General features: G+C 46.6%; 22 protein-coding genes and 2 pseudogenes. 15 read left to right on the forward strand and 9 right to left on the reverse strand.

Going from position 1 to position 25,476, the window contains the following annotated elements:
* The first annotated feature begins 135 nt into the window (after positions 1 to 135).
* The 6 genes from ltaS1 (at position 136) to M1D65_RS03975 (ending at position 7,110) form a co-directional block, all read left to right on the forward strand.
* The gene (gene ltaS1 / locus M1D65_RS03950; protein WP_031315513.1) at positions 136 to 2,055 is read left to right on the forward strand and encodes a lipoteichoic acid synthase LtaS1; all 1,920 of its coding nucleotides are present in this window, start codon (positions 136 to 138) and stop codon (positions 2,053 to 2,055) included.
* 237 nt (positions 2,056 to 2,292) lie between these two features.
* Positions 2,293 to 3,057 (forward strand): glucose-1-phosphate cytidylyltransferase, encoded by a 765-nt coding sequence (locus M1D65_RS03955; RefSeq protein WP_064671890.1) that lies wholly within the window; start codon positions 2,293 to 2,295, stop codon positions 3,055 to 3,057.
* A gap of 6 nt (positions 3,058 to 3,063) precedes the next feature.
* Positions 3,064 to 4,032 (forward strand): GDP-mannose 4,6-dehydratase, encoded by a 969-nt coding sequence (locus tag M1D65_RS03960; protein ID WP_003233783.1) that lies wholly within the window; start codon positions 3,064 to 3,066, stop codon positions 4,030 to 4,032.
* Positions 4,033 to 4,055: 23 nt separating this feature from the next.
* Positions 4,056 to 4,967: a putative nucleotide-diphospho-sugar transferase gene (locus M1D65_RS03965; RefSeq protein WP_021481234.1), complete on the forward strand. Its 912-nt coding sequence runs from the start codon at positions 4,056 to 4,058 to the stop codon at positions 4,965 to 4,967.
* Positions 4,968 to 4,995: 28 nt separating this feature from the next.
* Positions 4,996 to 6,174 carry a glycosyltransferase family 2 protein gene (locus tag M1D65_RS03970; RefSeq protein WP_456270782.1) on the forward strand — a complete coding sequence of 393 codons (1,179 nt, stop codon included), beginning with the start codon at positions 4,996 to 4,998 and terminating at the stop codon, positions 6,172 to 6,174.
* Entirely contained in the window at positions 6,175 to 7,110 is a 936-nt protein-coding gene (locus tag M1D65_RS03975) for a putative nucleotide-diphospho-sugar transferase (RefSeq protein WP_015252589.1), read from the forward strand. It begins immediately after the preceding gene.
* A 29-nt stretch (positions 7,111 to 7,139) separates the two neighbouring features.
* Here M1D65_RS03975 and M1D65_RS03980 read toward each other — a convergent pair whose 3' ends face one another.
* The 3 genes from M1D65_RS03980 to M1D65_RS03990 form a co-directional block, all read right to left on the reverse strand.
* A complete protein-coding gene (locus M1D65_RS03980; RefSeq protein WP_014479139.1) occupies positions 7,140 to 8,369 on the reverse strand; it encodes an MFS transporter in 1,230 nt (409 codons plus the stop codon).
* A 111-nt stretch (positions 8,370 to 8,480) separates the two neighbouring features.
* Entirely contained in the window at positions 8,481 to 9,188 is a 708-nt protein-coding gene (locus M1D65_RS03985) for a YjjG family noncanonical pyrimidine nucleotidase (protein ID WP_101501751.1), read from the reverse strand.
* A 91-nt stretch (positions 9,189 to 9,279) separates the two neighbouring features.
* On the reverse strand, positions 9,280 to 10,665 hold the full coding sequence (locus M1D65_RS03990) for an amino acid permease (protein ID WP_003233771.1): 1,386 nt from the start codon (positions 10,663 to 10,665) through the stop codon (positions 9,280 to 9,282).
* A 249-nt stretch (positions 10,666 to 10,914) separates the two neighbouring features.
* Between M1D65_RS03990 and yfmT the strand changes: the two genes are divergently transcribed.
* The 6 genes from yfmT (at position 10,915) to M1D65_RS04020 (ending at position 17,641) form a co-directional block, all read left to right on the forward strand.
* On the forward strand, positions 10,915 to 12,372 hold the full coding sequence (gene yfmT, locus M1D65_RS03995) for a benzaldehyde dehydrogenase (protein WP_456270783.1): 1,458 nt from the start codon (positions 10,915 to 10,917) through the stop codon (positions 12,370 to 12,372).
* Positions 12,373 to 12,841: 469 nt separating this feature from the next.
* A complete protein-coding gene (locus M1D65_RS04000; RefSeq protein ID WP_369888597.1) occupies positions 12,842 to 13,246 on the forward strand; it encodes a methyl-accepting chemotaxis protein in 405 nt (134 codons plus the stop codon).
* Positions 13,247 to 13,379: 133 nt separating this feature from the next.
* Positions 13,380 to 15,269 carry an ABC-F family ATP-binding cassette domain-containing protein gene (locus M1D65_RS04005; RefSeq protein ID WP_456270784.1) on the forward strand — a complete coding sequence of 630 codons (1,890 nt, stop codon included), beginning with the start codon at positions 13,380 to 13,382 and terminating at the stop codon, positions 15,267 to 15,269.
* Positions 15,270 to 15,391: 122 nt separating this feature from the next.
* Positions 15,392 to 15,838 carry a YfmQ family protein gene (locus M1D65_RS04010; protein ID WP_032726672.1) on the forward strand — a complete coding sequence of 149 codons (447 nt, stop codon included), beginning with the start codon at positions 15,392 to 15,394 and terminating at the stop codon, positions 15,836 to 15,838.
* Positions 15,839 to 15,962: 124 nt separating this feature from the next.
* A complete protein-coding gene (locus tag M1D65_RS04015; protein ID WP_133953933.1) occupies positions 15,963 to 16,385 on the forward strand; it encodes a MerR family transcriptional regulator in 423 nt (140 codons plus the stop codon).
* 65 nt (positions 16,386 to 16,450) lie between these two features.
* Positions 16,451 to 17,641: an MFS transporter gene (locus M1D65_RS04020; RefSeq protein ID WP_003233759.1), complete on the forward strand. Its 1,191-nt coding sequence runs from the start codon at positions 16,451 to 16,453 to the stop codon at positions 17,639 to 17,641.
* Between the two features lie 36 nt (positions 17,642 to 17,677).
* Here the strand turns inward: M1D65_RS04020 and M1D65_RS04025 are convergent.
* Positions 17,678 to 17,802: pseudogene (locus M1D65_RS04025) on the reverse strand (GNAT family N-acetyltransferase); the annotation flags it as partial.
* Between the two features lie 31 nt (positions 17,803 to 17,833).
* Here M1D65_RS04025 and M1D65_RS04030 point away from each other — a divergent pair.
* A pseudogene (locus M1D65_RS04030) lies at positions 17,834 to 17,987 on the forward strand (hypothetical protein).
* Positions 17,988 to 18,096: 109 nt separating this feature from the next.
* Here the strand turns inward: M1D65_RS04030 and M1D65_RS04035 are convergent.
* A complete protein-coding gene (locus M1D65_RS04035) occupies positions 18,097 to 19,653 on the reverse strand; it encodes an ABC-F family ATP-binding cassette domain-containing protein (protein ID WP_456270785.1) in 1,557 nt (518 codons plus the stop codon).
* A gap of 172 nt (positions 19,654 to 19,825) precedes the next feature.
* On the opposite strand from M1D65_RS04035, the gene M1D65_RS04040 reads away from it, so the two are divergent.
* Together M1D65_RS04040 and M1D65_RS04045 are read left to right on the forward strand one after the other, a co-directional pair.
* On the forward strand, positions 19,826 to 20,956 hold the full coding sequence (locus M1D65_RS04040; RefSeq protein ID WP_032726670.1) for a DEAD/DEAH box helicase: 1,131 nt from the start codon (positions 19,826 to 19,828) through the stop codon (positions 20,954 to 20,956).
* A 68-nt stretch (positions 20,957 to 21,024) separates the two neighbouring features.
* Positions 21,025 to 21,471 carry a GNAT family N-acetyltransferase gene (locus M1D65_RS04045; RefSeq protein WP_021481220.1) on the forward strand — a complete coding sequence of 149 codons (447 nt, stop codon included), beginning with the start codon at positions 21,025 to 21,027 and terminating at the stop codon, positions 21,469 to 21,471.
* 52 nt (positions 21,472 to 21,523) lie between these two features.
* On the opposite strand, the gene M1D65_RS04050 is transcribed toward M1D65_RS04045, so the two are convergent.
* The 4 genes from M1D65_RS04050 to fecD form a co-directional block, all read right to left on the reverse strand.
* Positions 21,524 to 22,543: an NADP-dependent oxidoreductase gene (locus M1D65_RS04050; protein WP_038829549.1), complete on the reverse strand. Its 1,020-nt coding sequence runs from the start codon at positions 22,541 to 22,543 to the stop codon at positions 21,524 to 21,526.
* A 104-nt stretch (positions 22,544 to 22,647) separates the two neighbouring features.
* A complete protein-coding gene (yfmF, locus tag M1D65_RS04055) occupies positions 22,648 to 23,448 on the reverse strand; it encodes a Fe(3+)-citrate ABC transporter ATP-binding protein YfmF (RefSeq protein WP_003233737.1) in 801 nt (266 codons plus the stop codon).
* Between the two features lie 12 nt (positions 23,449 to 23,460).
* A complete protein-coding gene (gene yfmE / locus M1D65_RS04060; RefSeq protein WP_069703760.1) occupies positions 23,461 to 24,462 on the reverse strand; it encodes a Fe(3+)-citrate ABC transporter permease YfmE in 1,002 nt (333 codons plus the stop codon).
* Positions 24,459 to 25,460 (reverse strand): Fe(3+) dicitrate ABC transporter permease FecD, encoded by a 1,002-nt coding sequence (fecD, locus tag M1D65_RS04065; protein WP_014476116.1) that lies wholly within the window; start codon positions 25,458 to 25,460, stop codon positions 24,459 to 24,461. The genes yfmE and fecD overlap by 4 nt, the downstream gene beginning before the upstream one ends.
* Positions 25,461 to 25,476: the final 16 nt, after the last annotated feature.

Here is a 25,476-nt window from a genome sequence, read left to right on the forward strand (position 1 = left end):
TCCGGCTTGCCGCGGTGTATTTCTTGTTGTGTGATGCCTTGATTTTGTTTGGAAAGAAGGAATTGGAAGGCAGGATATAAAGAGCAGGTAAATATGAATGAAGAACTTAAAGTGTTTAAGAAAGTAGAGGTTGCCATGAAGAAACTTTTTTCTTACAAACTTAGCTTTTTTGTGCTGGCTGTTATACTGTTTTGGGCAAAAACGTATTTATCCTACAAGACTGAGTTTAATCTTGGGGTAAAAGGCACAACTCAGGAGATCCTCCTGATATTTAACCCATTCTCAAGCGCCGTCTTCTTTTTAGGACTGGCTTTGCTGGCGAAAGGGCGTAAATCAGCCATTATTATGCTGATTATCGATTTCTTGATGACATTTGTGTTATATGCAAATATTTTATTCTATCGTTTCTTTGACGATTTCTTGACGTTCCCGAACATTAAACAGTCCGGAAACGTTGGAAACATGGGAGACGGGATTTTCAGTATCATGGCCGGTCATGATATTTTCTATTTCTTAGATATTATCATTTTGATTGCGGTATTGATCTGGAGACCTGAATTAAAAGAATACAAAATGAAAAAACGCTTTGCGTCTTTAGTGATCCTTTCTGGGATCGCACTGTTTTTCATCAACCTGCACTATGCGGAAAAAGACCGTCCGCAGCTGTTGACAAGAACGTTTGACCGCAATTATATTGTGAAATATTTAGGTTTATACAACTACACCATTTATGACGGTGTACAGACGGCTCAAACAGAAACGCAACGGGCCTATGCAAGCAGCGATGATTTAACAAGCGTCGAGAATTACACGACGTCTCATTATGCGAAACCGAACGCCGAGTACTTCGGCTCTGCCAAAGGCAAAAATATCATTAAAATTCACCTCGAAAGCTTCCAGTCATTCCTGATTGACTACAAGCTAAACGGTGAAGAGGTGACGCCTTTCTTAAATAAACTTGCGCACGGCGGGGAAGATGTGACGTATTTTGATAACTTCTTCCATCAGACAGGCCAGGGAAAAACATCTGATGCCGAGCTGACAATGGATAACTCGATCTTCGGTCTTCCTGAAGGCTCCGCGTTTGTGACGAAAGGCGAAAACACCTACCAGTCGCTTCCTGCGATTTTAGACCAGAAGGAAGGCTATACAAGCGCCGTCCTGCATGGTGATTACAAATCGTTCTGGAACCGTGACCAGATTTACAAACATATCGGATATGACAAGTTCTTCGACGCAAGCACGTATGATATGTCAGATGAAAATGTGATTAATATGGGGCTTAAGGATAAGCCGTTCTTTACAGAATCGATTCCAAAGCTTGAATCTCTTAAACAGCCATTTTATGCGCATTTGATTACATTGACAAACCATTATCCGTTTAACCTTGATGAAAAAGACGCGTCTCTTAAAAAAGCGACAACAGGCGATAACACAGTTGACAGCTACTTCCAGACAGCGCGTTACCTTGACGAAGCGCTTGAGCAATTCTTCAAGGAGCTGAAGGAAGCCGGCCTGTATGACAACTCAGTCATCATGATTTACGGTGACCATAACGGTATTTCTGAAAACCATAACCGAGCGATGAAAGAGATTCTTGGAAAAGAGATCACAGATTATCAAAACGCACAGAACCAGCGTGTGCCGCTGATGATCCGCGTTCCTGGCAAAAAAGGCGGAGTGAACCATACGTATGGCGGCGAAATTGACGTCATGCCGACACTTCTGCACTTAGAAGGAATTGATTCTCAGAAATACATCAACTTTGGTACTGACTTATTCTCTAAAGACCACGACGATACAGTGGCATTCAGAAACGGAGACTTCGTAACGCCGAAGTACACATCAGTCGACAATGTCATTTATGATACGAAGACTGGTGAAAAACTGAAAGCGAATGAAGAAACGAAGAATCTGAAAACAAGAGTGAACCAGCAGCTGAGCCTTTCAGACAGTGTCCTGTACAAAGACTTGCTGAGGTTCCATAAACTAAATGATTTCAAAGCCGTTGATCCGTCTGACTATCATTACGGCAAGGAGAAAGAAATCAAATAAGATGAAAAAGAGCCTTGAGCGGGCGCATTGCCTTCGCTCAAGGCTCTTTTTTTTGGTTATACAACCAACTTGAAAAAATAGATTCCATTTGGTCACCAAGGCTGGCTTTCTCTCATATCATTACAGTAGATTTTGAAACCGGTATTGAAATCGGACAAATTATCGGGGAAATGCCTTGATAGATTGTGAAGATGTACCAGGTTTCGAACTCAATATTCATAGAGATGAGGGGTAGAGATGAAAGCGGTCATTCTCTGCGGCGGAAAAGGAACGAGAATGAGTGAAGTCACGAATGACATTCCTAAACCGCTCGCCATGATAGGCGGCAAACCGATTCTATGGCATATTATGAAAATTTATCAGTACTACGGAGTAAACGAGTTTATTCTGCTGTTGGGCTATAAAGGAGAAAAAATCAAGGAATACTTTCTCGACTATGAATGGAAGCACAACAGCCTGACACTCGACAGCTCTACGGGAGAGGTACAGATCCTGGGGCAGCCTGAAACGTGGAAAATTACGTTTTTGGAGACTGGGGAAGATACGCTGACAGCCGGAAGAATCTTGCAGGCGAAAGACTATATCGGTGATGAAACATTTCTGCTCACCTATGGGGACGGGCTGGCCAATATCAATCTTTTCCATCTCATCAGCTATCATCAGACAAAAGGTGCTGCCGCGACTGTCACCGGCATTGACAAAGTCTCGCAGTTTGGCACCTTGACGGTTGAGGACGGCATGGCGAAAACATTTTCTGAGAAGACATCAAGTGACGGAATCATCAACGGCGGATTCTTCGTTCTCAGTCCAAAGGTTTTCGAGTATTTGCCGAAGGACGGGGACGCGATGTTCGAAGATGAACCGCTGAAGAACCTTGCCAAAGACGGGGAGCTTGCTGTGTACCGCCATTATGGATTTTGGACGGCCATCGATACGTATAAAAATCTCTTAGAAGTCAACAAAATGTGGAATCAAGGACAACAAGTATGGAAGGTATGGTGAATCGATTTGAGTTTCTGGAAAAATAAAAACGTATTTGTCACGGGATGCACAGGTCTTTTAGGAAGCTATTTGGTGAAAGAGCTGATCGATCAGGGCGCAAATGTTACGGGGCTTGTCAGAGATCATGTGCCTCAATCCAATCTTTATCAGGGAGAACATATCAAGAAAATGAACATCGTGCGGGGCTCTCTTGAGGACTTGGCTGTGATTGAACGCGCGCTTGGCGAGTATGAGATCGACACTGTCTTTCATCTCGCTGCACAAGCGATTGTCGGCGTGGCAAACCGCAACCCGATTTCTACCTTTGAAGCGAATATCCTCGGCACCTGGAATATTCTCGAAGCCTGCCGCAAGCATCCGTTAATTAAGCGGGTCATTGTCGCTTCAAGTGATAAAGCTTACGGCGATCAAGAAAACCTTCCATACGATGAAAATATGCCGCTGCAAGGCAAGCACCCGTACGACGTCTCAAAAAGCTGTGCAGATCTGATCAGCCACACCTATTTTCACACGTACGGGCTTCCGGTCTGCATTACGCGCTGTGGAAACTTATACGGCGGCGGAGATTTGAACTTCAATCGCATCATTCCTCAGACGATTCAGCTTGTGCTGAACGGGGAAGCGCCGGAAATCCGAAGCGACGGCACATTTGTACGGGACTATTTCTATATTGAAGACGCCGTTCAGGCTTATCTGCTTCTTGCAGAAAAAATGGAAGAAAACAATCTTGCCGGAGAGGCCTTTAACTTCAGCAATGAGATCCAGCTGACCGTACTTGAACTGGTAGAGAAAATATTAAAGAAAATGAACAGTAATCTGAAACCTAAGGTGCTGAATCAGGGAAGCAATGAAATCAAACATCAATATTTATCCGCGGAAAAAGCAAGAAAGCTGCTGAATTGGACACCGGCCTACACCATTGATGAGGGACTTGAAAAAACGATTGAGTGGTATACGGAATTCTTCAAAAAGTAATGTGAAACGAGGTGAACAAGACTGTGACCAGCGCGTATTGCACCGTTTTATCAAAAGGAAGATTATATCAGGCAGTCGCTTTGTTTAAGTCGTTAGAGCTAGTTGATCAAGACAGTCCCATTTTTATACTTTGCATGGATGAAGATACGCACCGCGTGTTACAGAAGCTGAAGATGAAGCAGCTGAACCTTGTGCCGGTGGCCGCTCTTGAAAATGAATTGCTATTGAAGCTGAAGGAAACTAGAGATCAAAGTGAGTATTGCTGGACGATGAAGCCGATCTTTCTGCAAGCTGTGCTGAACAGCAATCCCGGGCTGGAGCGTGTGACGTATATTGACGGGGATCTCTTTTTCTATGCAGATCCATCGCCGATTTTTGAAAACCAGCCGGACTGCTCGGTGCTGCTTTCACGGGGGGATATTGTAATCCCTTCTTTTGAGAAAGAGCAGATTGACATGCTGCAGCGTCTTTTAGGCAGATATAATTCCGGGTTTATCAGCTTCAAGCATGATGATGCAGGCACGGATTGCTTGGAGTGGTGGAAGGAACGCTGTCTTGAGGAATGCAAAAATGCACCGGGTGAAGGAAAATTCGGTGATCAGGGCTATTTGGATTATATGTCTGAGCTGTTTCCGAATGTGTGTGACATTACAACACCCGGCGTGAACATCGGGCATTGGAATTATGGGCAGCATACGTTTTCCTGGAAAGATGGCCGGATCGTGCTGGAGGATGGCAGTCCGCTGATCTTTTATCATTTCAGCGGATACCGAATCGTCAGCATCAATGAAATCAAACAGATTCATGAAACAACCCGCACAGATCTGCCGTTTGTGCATGAACTGTATCAAGAGACACTGCCGCATATCATTCAGCACATGAAAACGTTAGACCCTGAATTTAACGGTTTTGCTTCAAAAGATGACAACAAATAAATGAGTAAATACAGGAAGTGAAAATGAAGTGAAAGCAAGCGTTATTATTCCTGCATATAATTCAAAGGAGCGCCTTTACAACAGCCTTCTGTCATTAAACCAGCAGGAGTGCGATGAAGAATTCGAAGTCATTGTAGCGGACAATGGCTCTGAGGACGGGACGCTCTCGATGCTTGAGTCATTTCAAGCGGATTTTCCGCTGATCTTTACACGGATTAAAGAAAACAGGGGCATTGCGTACGGACGAAATCAGGCGCTTCGCAATGCCAGAGGAGACATCCTGATTTTCCATGACAGCGATATGCTTGCGGTAAAGGACCTTGTGGCAAAACATATTAAAGCCCATGAGAACGAAGAGAATCTCGTCGTGTGCGGGTTGTTTTGGAAACGGATCTACAGTTTTTACTATGAACGGTTTGAAGAAGAACATAAGGAACAGCTCGCAAAGCTCACAGGTGAAATGCCGAAGAAAGACAAACAAAAGCTGCTGGAGGAAGCGGACATCAAAAACGGAAGCTTTCTTGATAATAGCTTTGACCTTGACACCGACTTTATAGACGTGCTCAAGAAGATTTTAGATGAGTACGGCGATGACTTGAAAGGCTATCATATGCCATGGCGCTTTTTTATCACGAATAATTCCTCTGTGAAACGCAAGCATGTGGTTGACCTCGGTTTATTTGATGAAGGCATTGTGCGGTACGGGTTTGAGGATTATGACCTCGGGATCAGGCTTCATCAGGCCGGATTGACCTTCAGGCTTCGCCGCGATATTGTCAGTGTTCATCAGGAACATCCAAGCAATTGTAAGTCTGTAGACGATATTCGGGCAAACATTGCCTATATGTGCGATAAATACAATAACATCCGCTCCTTAGACGTTCATCTCGCTTTTAATGGGCCGTTCCCGCCTGACATGACGAACAGAATCATGGCTGATATTCAAAAGCTGCTGGAATCACAGAAATATGATATGCTGCTGAATCTGTTTCTTGAGCTGCTACATGTTGTTAAAGAGCGCAACATTGATCCGGATTGGCGAAAGAAATCCCCAAGGGTGACGGCGAAAAGCTTTGATTTACAAACGGTCCGCAAGCTTCTGCCAAAAGCGAAGAAAAAGCTAGGTGTGAACGATTTTGCCAACGCACTGTATGCGCTTGTCAACGATTTGCTGCACGTGGATCTTAGATCATTGGATGTGGTATAAGTGAGTACATTTCATTTTTCAACGATAGTGTCAAGAACACATATCTTTAAGCTCATGCCTATGATTCATTCTCTCCATGAGCATTGCGATGATTTTCATTTATATGTGCTGTGTGTCGACCAGAAAGCGTATGAATTGCTTCAGCACGTGCCATGGGAGCATGTAACGTTTGTGCAGCTGCATGAAATGGAAGACCCGGAGCTGCTGAAAGCGAAAAGCAACAGAACGTTTCATGAATATTGCTGGACGTTAAAGCCCGCCTTTTTGTTTCATGTGATGAGCAAGTGGGATGACGCTGAATACTTTGCCCATATGGATACGGATCTATTTTTCTTTTCTGATCCGGCACGTATTTTTGCAGAAAACCCAACGGCGTCTCTGTATTTGACTGATCATCGTAATTCGCCGCGCTTCATGTCCTACTACGACCGAACCGGACGCTTTAATACAGGCTTTGTCGGTGCCGGTAATACAAAGGAAGCATATGAAGCGGTGTGGCAGTGGAGACAGGACTGTATTGAATTTTGCACGGTCGAAATGGATACGGAACGAAAGACATATGGCGATCAAAGATATGTGGAGAAATGGCCGGAGCAGTTTAAAGGTGTTCATGTTGTCAAATCAATAGGAGCCAATACAGCGCTTTGGAATATCGAAAACTATAAGGTCGGGCAAAAGGACGGCCGCGTGTATATAGATGAAACGCCGCTGATTTTCTATCATTTCTCTGGGTTTACACTGGTGACAGAAAAAGAGTTTAATCTTTGCTGGTACTACCGGATTGAAGATGAAGCGACAATTGAGATGATTTATATGCCGTATATATTAAATCTGAAAAGATGGATTGATGAAATACAGTCGGCGTTTCCGGACTTTGCGGATGGCTTTATCCCGAAGCACGCAGTGCCTGACACTCATTTTATCCAGCTGGATTAAAAAACCCCTGCCGCCTGGCAGGGGTTTTTTCAGCTATGCCATTCTCTCAGCTTCTGGTCACTCGGCAATAGGAAGGCAAGGATGCCGAGAACAGGGAGAAAGGCAATGGCGATCATCGTCGGGGTCAGTCCCGCGGCGTCAATCAGAGCGCCCAGCGCCACAGCGCCGATTGCGCCCATCCCGAAGGCAAGCCCGACGGTTAAACCGGACATTGTGCCGATTTTTCCAGGAACTAGCTCCTGTGCGTAGACGACCGTTACAGAAAAGCTCGACATCAGAACCAAGCCAATCAATGCGAGCACGCCATAGGCGAGAACCGGGCCGGCAAATGGCAGCACAATCGCCAGCGGCGCCGAGCATAACAGCGAACCGAGGATAACGAAGCGTTTTCCAAAACGGTCTGCAAGCGGGCCGCCGAGAAACGTGCCGATTGCGCCGAACAGCAAGAAGACAAAAATATAGCTTTGTGCCTGCTGAATGCTTACGTGATAGGTATCCATCGCGTAAAACGTGTAAAAGTTGCCGATCGCACTCGTATACCAAGAACGAGCAAAAATGAGAAATATAATAATAATAAGAGCAGATACAACAGATTTGGTGATGGCCGTGTTTTCAGCCGTTTTCTTTTGTTTGCCTGATTTCTGGGCAAGGCTGCCGAGACGTGAGGCGTACCATTTCGCAATATACATGAGAAACAAAACAGCAAGCGCGGCGACAAGCGTGAACCAAACAGCGCCGAATTGCCCGAGCGGTACAAGGATCAGCGCGGTGATCAGCGGCGCCATCGCCTGGCCTGAGTTTCCGCCCACCTGATAAATCGACTGGGCGAGCCCGCGTTTTGTGCCGGCGGCCATATACGCCACACGGGAGCCCTCCGGATGAAAAATGGCCGAGCCTAATCCAATGAAAAACACACAGCATAAGATCGTTATGAATGACGGGGCAAATGCAAGGCCCAAAATGCCAAGCATGCTGGCGGTCAAACCGACTGGCAGCGCATACGGCCGCGGCCGTTTATCGGTATACCAGCCGACAACAGGCTGCATGACGGATGACACCATGTTTAATGTGAAAGCGATGATGCCGAGCTGTGTAAACGTCAGGCTCATGGAGCGTTCCAAAATAGGGAACATGGCCGGAATCACAGCCTGAAGCGAATCGTTGAGCATATGGCAAATTCCGATAATAATCAAAATCGGATACACCGTGGTGCCTGGTTTTTGAACTGTTTTTTCTTTTAACGGGGCGGCGATAGCCAATTGAGTCTCCTCCTTACATATATAACCAAAGCATACCACCATATTATTCATAAGGTGAAGAATTTATCAAGAGGAAAAAAGATTCTTATGAAAGAAATACCGTCAGCCTGATTAGGAGCTGACGGTATTTTCGATATTCAAAATGTGATATAGCTCTTCAAGCTTACGAATCTCATAGGTTGGTATGATCTCTGGCACATTCGGCTTCATGTCAGGGTTCATCCAACAAGTGTCAAGTCCGGCGAGCTGTCCGCCTTTGATATCAGCAGTCAGTGAATCCCCAATGATTAATGTGTGCTCTGCTGAAAATTGAGGAATCCGTTCAAATACGTAATCGAAATATTCCTTCATCGGCTTTTGGAAGCCTGTGTCTTCAGAAACGAAAATGTCCTTGAAGAATGGACATAATCCTGAATCACGGAGACGCTTATATTGTGTGTGAGACACGCCGTTTGTCACGATGTACAAATCAAACTGTTGCTGCAGATTTGAGATGAGATCAAATGCACCGTCAATAAGCTGATGTCCTTCTTCAAGAAAGCGGCGGTATTTTTGCTCAAGTTTGGTTCCGTCAGTCTCATAGCCGTATTCTTTAAGCAAAGCGGAGAAACGTGTGTTTACGACTTCATCCCGTGTCATCTTACCTTCTTCAAAGGCTCTCCAGAGACCTTGATTGATGGTTTTATACTGCGCCTTCATGTCATTTGTTAAAGGAATGTTCTGATCTTCAAACAGCAAACGCAGGGCTAAAGCTTCTGCCGCTTGAAAATCAAGGATGGTATCATCTACATCAAATAATAAAGTGCGGTATCGTTTCATCTGTGTGTCTCCCTTTCTCATATGTATTCAAAGTATAGCACATAAAAAAAGGAAAAAGCCGGCGGGTGAGGCACCGCCGGCTGAAAAGAGATTATTTGTTTAATAAGCTGTGTTTTCTCGAATATAGGAAGTAAACCAGTGTTCCGACAGCGATCCAGATGACAAATGAAAGCCATGTGACGCCGGGAAGGCTGTACATGAACCAAAGGCAGATGCCTGCGCTGATAATCGGCACAACCGGAACGAACGGCACTCTGAAGGACGCCTTGATTTCAGGATGTTTCTTTCTTAGCACAATGACAGCAATAGATATGACCGTAAACGCGGCAAGTGTTCCCATGTTCACCAGATGGGCCAGCGTTCCGAGGTTAATAAAGCCGGCGATTCCCGCTGCAACGATCCCTGTCAGCCATGTGTTGCGGAACGGGGTTTTAAATGACGGATGAACCTTTGCGAACAATCCAGGCAGAAGGCCGTCTCTGCTCATGGCAAATGTCAAACGAACCTGAGCGTACAGCAAAGCGAGCATCACCGTCGTAATCCCGATAATCGCACCGACAGAAATAATTCCGGCAACAGCGTCCTGTCCGACGAATTTCAGCGCAAAGGATACAGGATCTCCGACATTCAATTTGGCATAAGGCATCATGCCTGTCAGCACAAGCGATACCGCGATGTACAGAACCGTACAGACGGCTAGAGCTGAAATAATGCCGACGGGCATGTTTTTTTGCGGATTTTTCACTTCCTCTGAAGCGTTAGAAACCGCGTCAAACCCAAGGTACGCGAAGAATACAGTGGCGGCGCTAAGTATGACGCCTTTCATCCCGAAAGGCATAAAAGGAGACCAGTTATCCGGTTTCACATAGCCGATGCCGACAATAATGAACAATAATATGATCGCGATTTTCATCAGTACGATGACGTTGTTAAAGCGTGTGCTTTCCTTGACGCCTCTGCTGACAATCGCAGTGATGAGGAGAATGATCACCGCAGCCGGAAGGTTAAATACGGCGCCCGCCGTGCTTCCCGGCGCTCCTGTCAGTGCAGCCGGAATATGAAGATTGAAGCCGGCAAGCAGTGATTGAAAGTATGAAGACCAGCCGGTGGCAACCGCCGACAGTGCAATGACATATTCAAGCATGAGATCCCATCCGATCAAAAAGGCGAGCAGCTCTCCAAGTGTCACGTATGAGTAGGAGTACACGCTTCCCGAAATCGGAATGGAAGACGAAAACTCAGCATAACAGAAAGCAGCCAGCGCACAGGCGAGCCCCGCTAAAATAAACGATATGATGAGGGCGGGACCTGCACCGGTCGCTGCCACTGTTCCTGTAATGACAAAAATCCCTGTACCGATGACACAACCGATACCGAGCAAGGTTAAATCAAATGCGCTTAACGTACGGGCAAGGCTTTTTGACTTGCTCTGCGCACTCAATGTTTCAAGCGGTTTTTTTCTAAATAATGAACTCATCAAAAGTTCCTCCTGTAAATATTCAAAATATTCTAATCATTATATACAGTTCTTGTTGTATTATATTGTCGAAATTTGACGCAGTCAATAAAATATTTTTCTGCTTTAAATGATAGAAGCGAAACAGCGTTGTCGTATCATAGGATAGTAATTTTTACTAATCGTATATTCAATTTTATGCAAGATGAACCGATAGAAAAAATAGATTCGCCCATATTTTGATTTGCGGTTATAAAGGAGATGCTGACCATGTTTCAATATGAAGAGTTGAATAAACAGTTTATCGGCGGGAAATGGCAGGAGGGCAGCAGCCCAAATGTATTGGAAAACAAAAATCCTTATACTCAAAAAACATTCACAACATTCCGTAAAGCGACTGCTGACGATGTAGATGAAGCGTATCGGGCAGCGGCGCTGGCAAAGAAAAAATGGGATGCGGTCAATCCGTTTGAGAAAAGAACCATTTTAGAAAAAGCCGTCACGTATATTGAAGAAAATGAAGAAGCCATTATTTATTTGATTATGGAGGAGCTAGGCGGTACAAGGCTCAAAGCGGCTTTTGAAATAGGACTTGTCAAAAACATCATGAAAGAAGCGGCAACGTTCCCAATCCGCATGGAGGGGAAAATTCTTCCGTCCACAATAGATGGCAAGGAAAACAGATTATATCGCGTGCCGGCAGGCGTTGTCGGTGTCATCAGCCCGTTTAACTTCCCATTCTTTTTATCTATGAAATCAGTGGCGCCTGCACTCGGAGCCGGCAATGGCGTTGTGCTAAAGCCGCATGAGGAAACGCCGATTTGCGGCGGAACATTGATCGCGAAAATTTTTGAGAACGCGGGAATTCCAGCGGGGCTGCTGAATGTTGTTGTCACAGACATTGCAGAAATCGGAGACAGCTTTGTTGAGCATCCAGTGCCGCGGATCATCTCATTTACCGGTTCTACGAAAGTCGGCAGCTACATCGGACAGCTTGCGATGAAGCATTTTAAAAAGCCGCTTCTTGAGCTTGGCGGAAACAGCGCCTTCATCGTACTTGAGGATGCAGATATAGAATATGCGGTCAATGCGGCGGTGTTCAGCCGATTTACACATCAAGGACAGATTTGCATGTCAGCCAACCGCGTGCTTGTTCATTCTTCTATTTATGACAAGTTCCTTGAGCTGTACCAGGCAAAAGTGGAATCGCTGAAAGTCGGCGACCCAATGGATCCTGATACGATTATCGGGCCATTAATCAACAGCAGACAGACGGACGGGCTGATGAAGACTGTTGAGAAAGCAATTGAAGAAGGCGCTGTACCAGTGAAGCTTGGCGGATTTAACGGGACGATCGTGGAACCTACGATCTTAAAAGACGTCAAACCGTTCATGAGCATTGCCAAGGAAGAGCTGTTCGGACCAGTCGTCTCCTTTATGAAGTTTGATTCAGAAGACGAAGCGGTGGATATCGCAAACGAAACCCCGTTTGGCTTGAGCGGTGCCGTACATACGTCAAATCTTGAGCGCGGCGTGGCTTTTGCGAAACGCATTGAAACAGGCATGATTCACGTCAATGACACGACCATCAATGATGAACCGAATGTAGCCTTCGGCGGTGAAAAGCAATCAGGCCTCGGCCGTTTAAACGGTGAGTGGAGCCTCGAAGAATTTACAACGCTGAAATGGATCTCGGTCCAGCACGAAAAACGCAGCTTCCCTTATTAATGAAAAGGAGTGAATGGAATTGACCATAAATACGGAAAAAGAAACCGCAGATATTCTGGACGCATTTATCAAAGTAGCCCCTTATTTAAACAGCCTGGTTCAGGATGATATTACAATCGGCATTTATGATACGGAAAAACTGCTCGTGAATATACCGGCCAAAACCTTTTCGCTGAACGTAAAAGCCGGCGATCCGCTGCAGGAAGGGGATATCATCACAGATGCCATCCGAAGCAATCAGAAGAAGACGAGCATGGTTCCGAAAGAATTGTTCGGCTTCCCATTGATCGCGCGTGCCATCCCGCTGCACGACGAGAATGGAAGAGTCATTGGAGGCGTCGGCCTCGGAACGAGCCTTGAGGAGTCGTCAAAGCTGCATGATGTCGCGGAAAGCTTATCAGCTGTCGTTGAACAAACAGCCGCGGCTATTTCCGACATTTCTGAATCAATTAACGGGTTTTCAACTCAAATGTCGGGCATTTCCTCTCAGGCGAAAAAAGTAAGCGAAAGCGCCGGTGAAATCGCCGATATTTCAGTAACTGTTAAAGGCATCTCTGACCAAAGCAATCTGCTCGGCTTGAACGCCGCGATCGAAGCGGCAAGAGCAGGGGAGTCCGGAAAAGGCTTCTCTGTCGTCGCAGATGAGATCAGAAAGCTAGCAACGCATTCAAAAGAAAATGTCGGCCAAATTGACCAGATTACGAAAAAAATCCACAGCCTGCTGAAAGGGCTGGAGGAATCCATTGAGTCGATTAACCAGCATACAGACGGACAAGCCGCTGCTGTTGAACAAATTTCCGCCACAATGCAGGAGATTTCAGGAAGCGCACAGCATCTTGCAAAAATGGCCGAAAAAGCGCTTGAGGAAGAGTAAGAGACCGGGGACAAATGTCCCCGGTCTTTTTCTATCCTGCATTTCCATGAAATTTGTCTGACGTTTTACTAGTTTTATTCCAGCGGCTGATTTAAAATGTACACATGAACTTACGTGAGGATTGATAGGAACCATGAGCATATTAAAAGCGGAAAATCTTTATAAAACATACGGAGATAAAACATTATTTGACCATATCTCCTTTCATATTGAAGAGAATGAGAGAATCGGATTAATCGGGCCGAACGGAACAGGAAAATCAACGCTGCTGAAAGTGATTGCCGGCTTGGAATCTATCGAAGAAGGAGAAATCACGAAATCCGGAAGCGTGCAGGTCGAATTTCTTCATCAAGACCCGGAGCTGCCTGCGGGGCAAACAGTGCTGGAGCATATCTATTCCGGTGAATCGGCTGTGATGAAAACCTTGCGTGAATATGAAAAAGCGCTGTATGAACTGGGGAAAGATCCCGAAAATGAACAGCGCCAGAAACACCTGCTGGCAGCACAAGCGAAAATGGACGCAAACAATGCATGGGATGCAAACACCTTGGCAAAAACCGTATTGTCTAAGCTGGGCGTCAACGACGTAACAAAACCGGTCAATGAGCTCTCAGGCGGCCAGAAAAAACGGGTAGCCATTGCCAAAAACTTGATTCAGCCCGCTGATCTGCTCATTTTGGACGAGCCGACAAACCATTTGGATAATGAAACGATTGAGTGGCTTGAAGGGTATTTAAGCCAATATCCCGGCGCCGTCATGCTGGTGACGCACGATAGATATTTCTTAAACCGTGTCACCAACCGCATTTATGAGCTTGAAAGAGGCAGCCTCTACACGTACAAAGGCAACTATGAAGTGTTTTTAGAAAAACGCGCGGAACGGGAAGCGCAGGCTGAGCAAAAGGAAACGAAGCGGCAAAACCTGCTGCGCCGCGAGCTGGCTTGGCTCAGACGGGGAGCGAAAGCCCGCTCCACAAAACAAAAGGCGAGAATTGACCGGGTAGAGTCGCTTAAAGAGCAGAAAGGCCCTCAGTCATCAGGTTCACTCGATTTCGCCATTGGCTCGCACCGTCTCGGAAAACAGGTTATTGAAGCGGAGAACGTCATGATCGCTTATGACGGCCGCATGCTCGTCGACCGTTTTAATGAACTTGTCATACCAGGTGAACGGATCGGGATCATCGGGCCGAACGGCATCGGGAAAACAACGCTGTTAAATGCCCTTGCCGGCCGTCATACGCCGGACGGAGGCGATATTACGATCGGACAGACGGTCAGAATCGGCTACTATACTCAGGATCATAGTGAAATGAACGGTGAGTTAAAGGTCATTGACTATATAAAAGAAACGGCGGAGGTCGTAAAAACGGCAGATGGCGATATGATTACAGCTGAACAAATGCTCGAGCGTTTCCTCTTCCCGCGTTCGATGCAGCAGACGTATATCCGCAAGCTGTCCGGCGGGGAAAAACGCCGTTTATACTTGCTTCAGGTTCTCATGCAGGAGCCGAATGTCCTGTTTCTCGATGAGCCGACGAACGATTTGGATACTGAAACATTAAGCGTTCTTGAGGATTATATTGACCAGTTCCCTGGCGTCGTCATCACCGTATCCCATGACCGCTATTTCCTTGACCGCGTCGTCGACCGTTTGATTGTATTTGAAGGAAATGGTGTCATTTCCCGCTTTCAAGGCTCCTACAGCGACTATATGGAGGAGTCAAAAGCGAAAAAAGCGGCCCCAAAACCGGCAGCTGAGGAAAAATCGGCTGAAGCCGAGCCGAAGAAAAAACGGAAAAAGCTTTCTTACAAAGACCAGCTGGAATGGGACGGCATCGAAGATAAAATTGCCCAGCTGGAAGAAAAGCATGAACAGCTCGAAGCTGACATCGCCGCAGCAGGCAGTGATTTTGGCAAAATCCAAGAGCTGATGGCCGAGCAGGCGAAAACTGCTGAAGAGCTTGAGGCTGCGATGGACCGCTGGACAGAATTGTCCCTCATGATCGAAGAACTGGAAAGCTAAAAAGCGTGGCCGCAGCAGGCCGCGCTTTTTTTCACATAATGGACAAAAACGAACCGGCCTGCTTATGTTAGGATAAAATTGTGTGTCAGCGGCACATGGAAAACTAACGGAGATGATGAAGTATGACATGGGCGATCGTGATGTTAATTCTCATGAGTCTGGTGAAAATCGTATTAACCTGTCTTCCTACAGGCGTCATAGAATGGCTGCTCAGCAAATTTGAAGTGCACGCCAAGCTGAGTGGCGAAAATGCGAGTCTCTCTCTAGATGGAAAACGTCTCGAGGGTACAGAGAAGCAGAAAGTGATTGATCAATTTAACGAAGCTGTCTTCCTGGAGAAATATTATATCTATCCAGGTGATGAAGAGCGTTATTTACATCCGGAAAACGGCGGCACGCCGCTGGTGATAGATACAAAAAAAGGAAAAAGAGACGTGAAGCTGTTCGTGTACCGCTACGACGACCATATCGACGTCGTGAAACAGTACAAGAAGAAAGTGATCGCGTATCGAGTGCTTTCTGAAAGCCTTCAAAAAGAGTCTCTGTCAGTGGCGGGAAGTTTAGCTTAAACAGGAAAGTGAAAGACGGGTGCTGTATGCTACTCGTCTTTTTTATTGTTTTTTAAAACTTAACGTTTACGTTAAGGTTCAAAAGGTGTATAATGGTAACAGAAACGGCGAAGGGGGATTTACCTTGGAATGGATGAAGATTGATCAAGTGGCCAAAAGAAGCGGACTGACAAAGCGGACCATCCGGTTTTATGAAGAAATCGGCTTGATTCCGGCGCCGAAACGGACAGACGGCGGCGTAAGGCTTTATTCAGAGGATGATATGGAGGAGCTTGAGAAAGTCATCAGCACAAAAGAGGTGCTCGGTTTTTCCCTTCAGGAGCTTCAGCATTTCATGGAAACCAGCCGCCAGCTAGAGTTAAACAAAGAGGGGTATTTGTTGTCACTGGATCCTAAGGAACGGAAAGAAAAACTGGAGGAAATTCAGGAAACCCTGAATCACCAGCTGAGTTTGATTGATAAGAAAATCCGCACATTCCAAAGCTTTAAAGAACGCCTGCAAGGCATGAAAGGCAAAGCGGAACGCGCCATTCAATCAATCGAATGAAAAGTTTGTTAAACGCTATTTTTGTAGCGTTTCTTTTAATGGAATAAAGATGGAGGTCAGGTCAAATGGATAAGACAACACAAGTGAATCAGAAAACAGGCTTGCTCAGCCAGCCAAAAGCGGTATGGGCTGTCGCATTTGCCTGTGTGATTTCCTTTATGGGAATCGGGCTGGTCGATCCAATTCTTCCGGCCATTGCCGCACAACTACATGCTTCACCTAGTGAAGTATCACTCTTGTTTACAAGTTATTTGCTTGTAACCGGATTTATGATGTTTTTCTCAGGAGCCATTTCCAGCCGCATCGGCGCGAAATGGACATTAATTCTCGGACTTATTTTTATTATTGTGTTTGCGGGGCTTGGCGGCAGCTCAAGCTCAATCGCTCAGTTAGTCGGCTATCGCGGCGGCTGGGGATTAGGGAATGCTTTGTTTATTTCAACAGCGCTTGCGGTCATCGTTGGTGTATCAGTCGGAGGAAGCGCCCAAGCGATTATTTTGTATGAGGCTGCGCTCGGTCTCGGGATTTCCGTCGGGCCGCTTGCAGGCGGAGAGCTTGGAAGCATTTCATGGCGCGCACCGTTTTTCGGAGTATCTGTCCTGATGTTTATTGCGTTAATCGCGATTTCTTTCATGCTTCCGAAATTGCCGAAACCGGCGAAACGCGTCGGTGTGTTTGATGCGATGAAGGCGCTAAAATATAAAGGCCTTTTAACAATGGCGGTATCGGCATTCTTATACAACTTTGGATTTTTTATTTTGCTTGCTTATTCTCCGTTCGTTCTGGATTTAGATGAACACGGTCTTGGATATGTCTTCTTCGGCTGGGGCCTTCTGCTGGCGATTACGTCAGTCTTTACGGCGCCGCTCGTGCACAAAGCGCTGGGCACAGTGCGTTCGCTCGTCGTTCTCTTTATCGCCTTTGCGGCCATTCTCGTTATTATGGGGATCTGGACAGACCATCAGACTTTGATTATTACATGTATCGTTGTCGCCGGTGCTGTCCTCGGTATGGTGAATACGATCATGACAACCGCTGTGATGGGTTCTGCGCCGGTTGAACGTTCAATCGCGTCTTCAGCCTACAGCTCAGTCCGCTTCATCGGCGGCGCGCTCGCTCCGTGGATTGCAGGAATGCTGTCAGAACACTTTACTGCAAGCACACCATATACAGTAGGCGGAATCGTCGTTTTTGTCGGCATGCTTGTCCTTCTCATGGGACGTAAACATCTTGCTGGAATTAAGGCGGGGCATTAATAACGAAAGACACTGCCACAGATGCAGTGTCTTTTTTTAATCGTGGAATCTTCCCATTACTACCGTATTGTAGTAATTTCCGTAAGAAAGCAATTTCTCCTTTTTTAAGATTTCTTTTCGTTTGTTTCCAGGACATTCAGTGAGATTTTTTTAACTCCGTTGATGGTTCATGCTGTAGAGGGGACGTTTGCCATGGATAAGGCAAAGCCTGATGAATATGATCAGAAGTGTTTACAGGTGCTCTATCATTACATACACAGCGTCATGAAAAACAGCTTTTCGCCCGAGTGGTTTACCGCTTGGACAGATGAGGAGGATTTTGAGCTGTCTGCCAAAAGAGAGCTGACACTTGATGAATTCACATCTCCATTTTAAAAGACAGAGAGCTTTTGAGAGTCGTTCAGAATAAATGGCAGTAAAAAACCCGCCCTTTAGCAGGCGGGTTTTTTTATAAATTAAAGCACTTTCGTCGTCCAAGACTCGCAGTTCCACGTTTCTGTCGCAATATCCATATAAAAGTCTGGCTCGTGGGAAATGAGCAGAATGGAGCCTTTATATTCTTTCAGGGCGCGCTTGAGCTCTTCCTTGGCATCGACATCCAAGTGGTTTGTCGGCTCATCGAGCACCAGCAGGTTTGTTTCTGAGTTGATTAGCTTGCACAATCTGACTTTCGCTTTTTCGCCTCCGCTTAATACGGAGACGCGGCTTTCGATATGCTTTGTCGTCAGTCCGCATTTTGCCAAAGCGGCACGGATTTCATACTGCGTATAAGAAGGGAATTCGCTCCATACTTCTTCGATGCACGTATTGTTGTTTGTTTCCTTGACCTCTTGCTCGAAATAGCCGGTATAGATGTGCTCACCGCGTTCTACAGAGCCTTCGAGCGGCTGGATTTCGCCAAGCAAACTTTTCAGCAACGTCGTTTTTCCGATCCCGTTTGCGCCGTAAAGGGCCATTTTTTGGCCGCGCTCCATGCGGAGGTTGAGCGGACGGGACAGCGGGGAATCGTAACCGATCACGAGATCCTTTGTTTCAAAAATCAGCTTGCCTGACGTTCTCGCCGGCTTAAAGTGGAATTCCGGCTTTGGCTTTTCTGCCGCAAGCTCGATCATATCCATCTTATCGAGTTTCTTTTGGCGGGACATCGCCATGTTTCTCGTGCTGACGCGCGCTTTGTTGCGGGCGACGAAATCCTTCAGCTCTGCGACTTCCTGCTGCTGCTTTTTATAGGCCGCTTCAAGCTGTTGTTTCTTCACCTCGTAGACTTCCATAAACTGATGGTAGTCGCCGACATAGCGTGTCAGCTCTTGATTTTCAACGTGATAAATCAGGTTGATGACACTATTCAAGAACGGAATATCGTGGGAAATCAGGATGAACGCGTTCTCGTATTCCTGCAGGTAGCGTTTCAGCCATTCAATATGCTGTTCATCAAGATAGTTGGTCGGCTCATCGAGAAGCAGAATTTCCGGCTTTTCAAGGAGCAGCTTAGCGAGAAGGACCTTTGTGCGCTGTCCGCCGCTCAAATCGGTGACATCTCGCTCTAAACCGATATCGCTCAAACCGAGACCGCGGGCGATTTCTTCCACCTTGGAATCAATGACATAAAAATCATTGTTTGTCAGCGCGTCTTGAATGACGCCGACTTCTTCAAGCAGCTTCTCGAGCTCATCGGGATCAGCCTCGCCCATTTTGTTGTAAATCTCGTTCATTTCCTCTTCCATCGCAAATAAATAATGGAACGCGTCTTTCAGGACGTCTCGAATGGATTTTCCTTTTTCCAGCACGGTATGCTGATCCAGATAGCCGACACGGACATTTTTTGACCATTCGACTTTTCCCTCATCAGGTTCAAGCTTTCCGGTAATAATATTCATGAAGGTTGATTTTCCTTCACCGTTTGCGCCGATCAAGCCGACGTGCTCGCCTTTTAACAGGCGGAAGGAAACGTTATTAAAAATGGCCCGGTCCCCGAAGCCGTGGCTTAAATCCTTTACAGATAAAATACTCATGTTTACACCTCTATCGTTATCAAACACGCACAATTGGCGTGTAATATTCACCCTTTTGATTATAAAGGAGGATTCGGAATGTTGAAAGGTATAGGAAAGAAAAAGAAAAATTGCGTTCCGGGCGAGGTTTTGAGATACTATGGAATAGATTTCAGGAATTGAGGAGAACAAAATGACGCAAACTTGGCCATTTTTACATAATGCACAATCATTTATACAAGAGAATTGGAATGCTTCCGGCTTTCAAACGCCAACCCCTGTTCAAGAGCAGGCAGCCCAGCTGATCATGGACGGAAAGGATGTCATCGCGGAATCGCCGACAGGCACAGGCAAGACGCTGGCGTATGCGCTGCCGGTCTTGGAGCGGATCAAACCAGAGCAAAAGCATCCGCAGGCGGTGATTTTAGCGCCTTCCCGTGAGCTGGTGATGCAGATTTTTCAGGTGATTCAGGATTGGAAAGCGGGCTCAGAGCTGCGCGCGGCTTCCTTAATCGGCGGGGCGAATGTGAAGAAGCAGGTCGAAAAGCTAAAGAAACATCCGCATATCATTGTCGGCACGCCAGGCAGGGTATTTGAACTGATTAAAGCAAAGAAACTCAAAATGCATGAAGTGAAAACGATTGTACTTGATGAAGCGGATCAGCTTATCCTGCCGGAGCATCGCGAGACGATCAAACAAATTATTAAAACGACATTAAGAGACCGCCAGCTTCTATGTTTCTCTGCCACGCTTAAAAAGGAAACAGAGGATGTGCTCCGCGAATTGGCGCAAGAGCCTGAGGTGTTGAAGGTGCAGCGAAGCAAGGCGGAGGCAGGGAAAGTGAAACATCAATACCTGATTTGCGACCAGCGCGACAAAGTGAAGCTGCTACAAAAGCTGTCTAGACTTGAAGGCATGCAGGCACTCGTATTTGTGAGAGACATTGGCAACCTGAGTGTATATGCGGAAAAACTGGCATATCACCACGTTGAACTCGGCGTTTTGCACAGTGAAGCGAAAAAAATGGAGCGGGCAAAAATCATTGCCGCATTCGAAGACGGAGAGTTTCCTCTTTTATTGGCGACTGACATTGCCGCACGCGGTTTAGACATTGAAAACCTGCCATACGTGATTCATGCTGATATTCCAGATGAAGATGGCTATGTCCACAGATCAGGACGAACAGGCCGGGCCGGAAAAGAAGGCAACGTGCTGAGCCTTGTGACAAAATTGGAGGAATCTAAGCTGAAAAAAATGGCGAAGAAGCTTGGTGTTGAGCTGAGTGAAGCTGTGTATGCAGGCGGAAAACTGAAGACGAAATAAAAAGAAGGGCGAAAAGCCCTTTTTTTGTTGTAAAATAATAGAAAAAGTTTCGCGCAGGGGGTGGGAAGGTGGTTTCAATAGACAGGTTTCAAGCAGTGAAGGAGTCAGAGCTGAAAATTCTTGAAAGCTGGTTTGAGAATGAGGATACCAGACGGAGAATGGATGGGATGCTGCCATTAGATGAGTGGTATGCACGAGTAAATAAAGATAAACACGATACTGTCATCATGGCGTATGATGGACAGCTGCCGGCAGGGATGGTCGTTATTGAGTTCGGGGAGAAGCGGACATATATTGGATTGATCGTCAATCCTTTGTACCGGCTTCAAGGGTACGGAAAACGGATATTGCAAAAGCTGATGACCGAACCTGATTTTACTAGCGTGCGGGAATGGGTGGCATGCATTGAAGAAGACAATCGAATCAGTTTAGCTTGCTTTCAAGCAGCAGGATTCACTTTGGAAGATACAGAACCTGATGAAGATGGTTTTCTTACGCTGATTCTTCGCAGCTGATCTCATCGAAACATAAAAGGAGGGCAAAAAGCCCTCCCGTTTTCATCTTCATTCAGCTCGGATCACTGACCTTGATCAGCTGTTTCCCTTTATTTTCTCCCTTAAATAAACCGAGAAACGCGTCAGGAATGTTTTCGAAGCCTTCTGTGATGGTTTCCTCGTAATGGAGTTTACCAGCCTTCAGCCATTCGGCCAGCTGTTTTGCTCCCTCAGAAAAACGATCGGAGTAGTCGCTTACGATAAAGCCTTGCATCAGCGACTTCGTTTTAATGAGTTTTGATTGGACACGAGGGCCCATGTCATCTGCTTCGCTTTCTGCGTTATAGGAAGAAATGGCGCCGCACACCGGAATGCGGGCAAATTCATTGAGCAGATTCATCACCGCGTCTGAAATCGGTCCGCCGACATTGTCAAAATACACATCGACACCGTCAGGACAAGCGTTTTGAAGCGCTTTTTGGATATCATCCGCTGTTTTGTAATTGATGGCTTCGTCAAACTGAAGCTCCTGTTTTAAATAGTCGATTTTTTCATCAGAACCCGCGATACCGACAACTCGCGCGCCTTTGATTTTGGCAATTTGCCCGACTGTTGAACCGACGGCTCCCGCAGCTCCGGAGACAACCACGGTTTCGCCTTCCTTCGGGCGTCCGATGTCCAGCAATCCGAAGTATGCTGTTAAGCCGGTCATTCCCAAAATGCCGAGATAGGCCGAAGCGGGAGCAAGGCTTGTATCAATTTTTCGCAAGGCAGACTCGCTCACAGCGGAAAATTCCTGCCAGCTGAGATTTCCGATGACGATATCGCCTTTTTTCAATTGGTCGCCGTCTGACACGACTTCAGCGATAACCCCGCCAGAAAGCGCTTCATCCAAGGCGAACGGCTCAACATATGACTTCGTATCCTGCATACGGCCGCGCATATAAGGGTCAACCGAAACATAAAGCGTTTTGACAAGCACTTCCCCTTGCTGGGGTTCAGGAACCGGAATGGTTTCAAAGCGAAAGTCTTCATGAACAGGAATACCTTGTGGACGTCTTGCTAATTGAATTTGCTGCTGAGATGCTGTCATTTTCATCCTCCTATCACTTGGTTGACACCACTGTAACATGGACAGGAGAGGAAATACAAAAGGTAAGCTGGCATACAAAAAAGGAGAGGGGGCTCCTCTCCTTTTCATTTCGCCCGTAATTTCGGGCACAGTCCCGTCGGCAGGCACATTGGCTTCTGGTCGATCGGGCTTCTCATGATGCAGCATTCCAAGCCGAAGACTTCACGGAAAAATGGCTGGGTGAACACATCTTCCGGTGTTCCGGCGTTGTATATTTTTCCGTCCAGCACACTGATTAGATAGTCAGCATATTGAGCGGCTTGGTTTAAATCATGGAGCACCATGACAACGGTGCGGCCATGGTCGCGGTTCAGCTTTTTCAGCAGTTCAAGCACTTCAATCTGGTGTGAGATGTCTAAATACGTGGTCGGCTCATCAAGCAAAAGCAAATCAGTGCCTTGCGCAAGTGCCATTGAAATCCAGGCTCTTTGTCTTTGGCCGCCTGAGAGGGCATCCAGCGTCCGATCCTTCAGTTCAATCATGCCCGTTGCTTCCAGCGCCCACTCTACCATGTCATGATCCTCTTGGGTATGCTTGGATAACAGCTTTTTGTGAGGATGTCTGCCAAAATAGCATAATTCCTCTACCGTCAATCCTTCAGGGGCCTGAGGAGATTGTGGAAGAATGGCCAGTTTTTTTGCGACTTCTTTTGATGGCTGGCGGTGGATGTCTTTTCCTTCTAGTAGCACTGTACCGCTTTTCGGGGCCATCAGCCTGGCGAGCGATTTGAGGATTGTTGATTTACCGCAGCCATTAGCGCCGATGAGCGCAGTGATTTTTCCTTCTTCTATCTTTAAGTCGACTCCGTCAATAATCACTGTACTGTCATATGAAAGAGTGAGCTGGTCTGCAGCCAGTTTTCCCATGGTATCCTCTCCCTACTGTTTCCTCGCTTCGAATTTTAATAAATATAAGAAATAAGGCGCGCCGATCACGGCTGTCAGTATTCCGGCAGGTATTTCAACCGGAGGCATGATGCCGCGCCCTAACGTATCTGCAATTAATAATATAATAGCACCAATCAATGCCGATGCAGGCAGTAAATATTTAGCTTTTTCTCCGGTAAGCCGTCTGGCGATATGCGGAGCAAGCAAGCCGATAAAACCGATTGAGCCGACGACGGCTACACAGCTTCCCGCCAGCGCCACCGCGGTGAAAATCAGGATGAATCTCAGCCGGTTTGCGTTTTCTCCGAGACCCTGTGCAAGCTCATCCCCGAGTGACATAAGATCCAGCTTCGGTATGAGTATGCAGACGATCGGAAAAAGAATCAAAAGCCATGGCGCAAGCAGGTTGACTTCTTCCCAGTTTCTTCCCCAGAGGCTTCCTGTCAGCCAAATGAGTGCAGCATTCACGTCGCCTGGAAACTTTACCATCATATATTGCATTCCGGCGTGGCAGACCGCGCCTAAAGCAATGCCTGATAAAGCCAGTGAAGAGGGCTGAATGCTCTTTTTTCGGGCTATCATTAATAATAGTACAGCAATAATGGCGGCTCCGGCAAATGCGGAGAACGGAAGCACGTATACCGGCGACTCAGGAAAGATGAGAATCACAGCCATCGCCGCAAGTCCGGAGCCTTTTGAAATGCCGACAACGTCCGGGGAAGCGAGCGGATTTCGGATCACACCCTGTAAAATCGCTCCGGCAGCGGCAAGTCCAGCACCGGCCAAAATCGCTAATATAATGCGGGGAAGGCGATATTGCTGGATGATAAATTCAAAGGAATGATCCAGTCCCAGCAGATTCGTCACTACCGCATCAGGTGAAATGTATAATGCACCGATTCCAATGCTGATGACGGACAGAACGATTAAAATCACGGCCAATATGAGTATCGCCAGTAAGGGGCGTTTTTGTTTTCTGGTTGTTTTCTTCATTTCAGGTTTCGCCCTTTCCTTGCCAAATATAAGAAAAACGGCGTTCCGATAATCGCGGTGACAATGCCGACCGGTGATTCATAAGGAAATGCAATCCATCTGGCCAGTACATCTGCGTACACCAGCAAAATGGCACCGAACAGTGCCGAAAACGGAAGCACGTATTGATAATGTTCTCCGATCAGCTTGCGGACAATATGCGGGACGAGCAGCCCGACAAAGCCAATCGGCCCGGCGACGGCTACGGAAGCGCCGGAAAGGATTAAAATAATCAAACTGATCAGAATCCGGATGCCGTTCATATTTTGTCCAAGCCCTTTTGCTGTTTCGTCTCCGAGACCGAGAACAGAAACAGAACCGGAAAATACGAGGGCAAGCCCGATGCCAATGACAGAAAACGGAGCGATGGTTATGACATCCTGCCAGTTGCTGCCGTCGATTGCGCCTGTCATCCAGTACAGAACATCCTCACCTGACTCATTTAAAATAATGATGGCCTGTGTCATAGAGGAGAGGAACAAATGCACGGCCATTCCTGACAGCGCCAGCTTAACAGGCGTCATTCCGCCGGATGAGGCAATCATATACACAATCGCGCCGCCTGCTGCCGCACCCGCAAAAGCGAATATAACAGATGAATAGGGCGATGCCGGCAGAATGACGAGAGAAGCAACGACAAAAAGCGATGCACCCGCATTCACACCGAAAATTTGGGGTGAAGCCAGAGGATTTCTGGTCATAGCCTGCATCAGCGCCCCTGCTACAGCTAGGCTGGCGCCGACAAAAACGCCGATTAAAGTGCGGGGAAGGCGAAGAGTAGAGATGATGAGCTGTTCCTTTGAACCGTCCCATACAAAAAGATATTTCAATGAATCTATGATGCCGATGTCTGAGGCTCCTACTGAAAGATTCAGCCCAAGCCCAAATATAAAAATAATCAGTGCAATGATGAACATCATCAGTCTTGATGATGAGCGCCGTTTGGCTGAATGATACAACAGTCTCACTTCCTTA

It is taken from the genome of Bacillus sp. JZ39, assembly GCF_053903145.1.

Bases quoted from the DNA above. Each gene is read 5' to 3' on its own strand.
- ltaS1 (WP_031315513.1), top strand. From the start codon at position 136: ATGAAGAAACTTTTTTCTTACAAACTTAGCTTTTTTGTGCTGGCTGTT.
- M1D65_RS03985 (WP_101501751.1), bottom strand. From the start codon at position 9,188: ATGAAACGATACCGCACTTTATTATTTGATGTAGATGATACCATCCTT.
- M1D65_RS03955 (WP_064671890.1), top strand. From the start codon at position 2,293: ATGAAAGCGGTCATTCTCTGCGGCGGAAAAGGAACGAGAATGAGTGAA.
- M1D65_RS04040 (WP_032726670.1), top strand. From the start codon at position 19,826: ATGACGCAAACTTGGCCATTTTTACATAATGCACAATCATTTATACAA.
- M1D65_RS04020 (WP_003233759.1), top strand. From the start codon at position 16,451: ATGGATAAGACAACACAAGTGAATCAGAAAACAGGCTTGCTCAGCCAG.
- yfmE (WP_069703760.1), bottom strand. From the start codon at position 24,462: ATGAAGAAAACAACCAGAAAACAAAAACGCCCCTTACTGGCGATACTC.
- M1D65_RS04050 (WP_038829549.1), bottom strand. From the start codon at position 22,543: ATGACAGCATCTCAGCAGCAAATTCAATTAGCAAGACGTCCACAAGGT.
- M1D65_RS04010 (WP_032726672.1), top strand. From the start codon at position 15,392: ATGACATGGGCGATCGTGATGTTAATTCTCATGAGTCTGGTGAAAATC.
- yfmF (WP_003233737.1), bottom strand. From the start codon at position 23,448: ATGGGAAAACTGGCTGCAGACCAGCTCACTCTTTCATATGACAGTACA.
- M1D65_RS03990 (WP_003233771.1), bottom strand. From the start codon at position 10,665: ATGAGTTCATTATTTAGAAAAAAACCGCTTGAAACATTGAGTGCGCAG.
- M1D65_RS04035 (WP_456270785.1), bottom strand. From the start codon at position 19,653: ATGAGTATTTTATCTGTAAAGGATTTAAGCCACGGCTTCGGGGACCGG.
- yfmT (WP_456270783.1), top strand. From the start codon at position 10,915: ATGTTTCAATATGAAGAGTTGAATAAACAGTTTATCGGCGGGAAATGG.
- M1D65_RS04000 (WP_369888597.1), top strand. From the start codon at position 12,842: ATGTCGGGCATTTCCTCTCAGGCGAAAAAAGTAAGCGAAAGCGCCGGT.
- M1D65_RS04005 (WP_456270784.1), top strand. From the start codon at position 13,380: ATGAGCATATTAAAAGCGGAAAATCTTTATAAAACATACGGAGATAAA.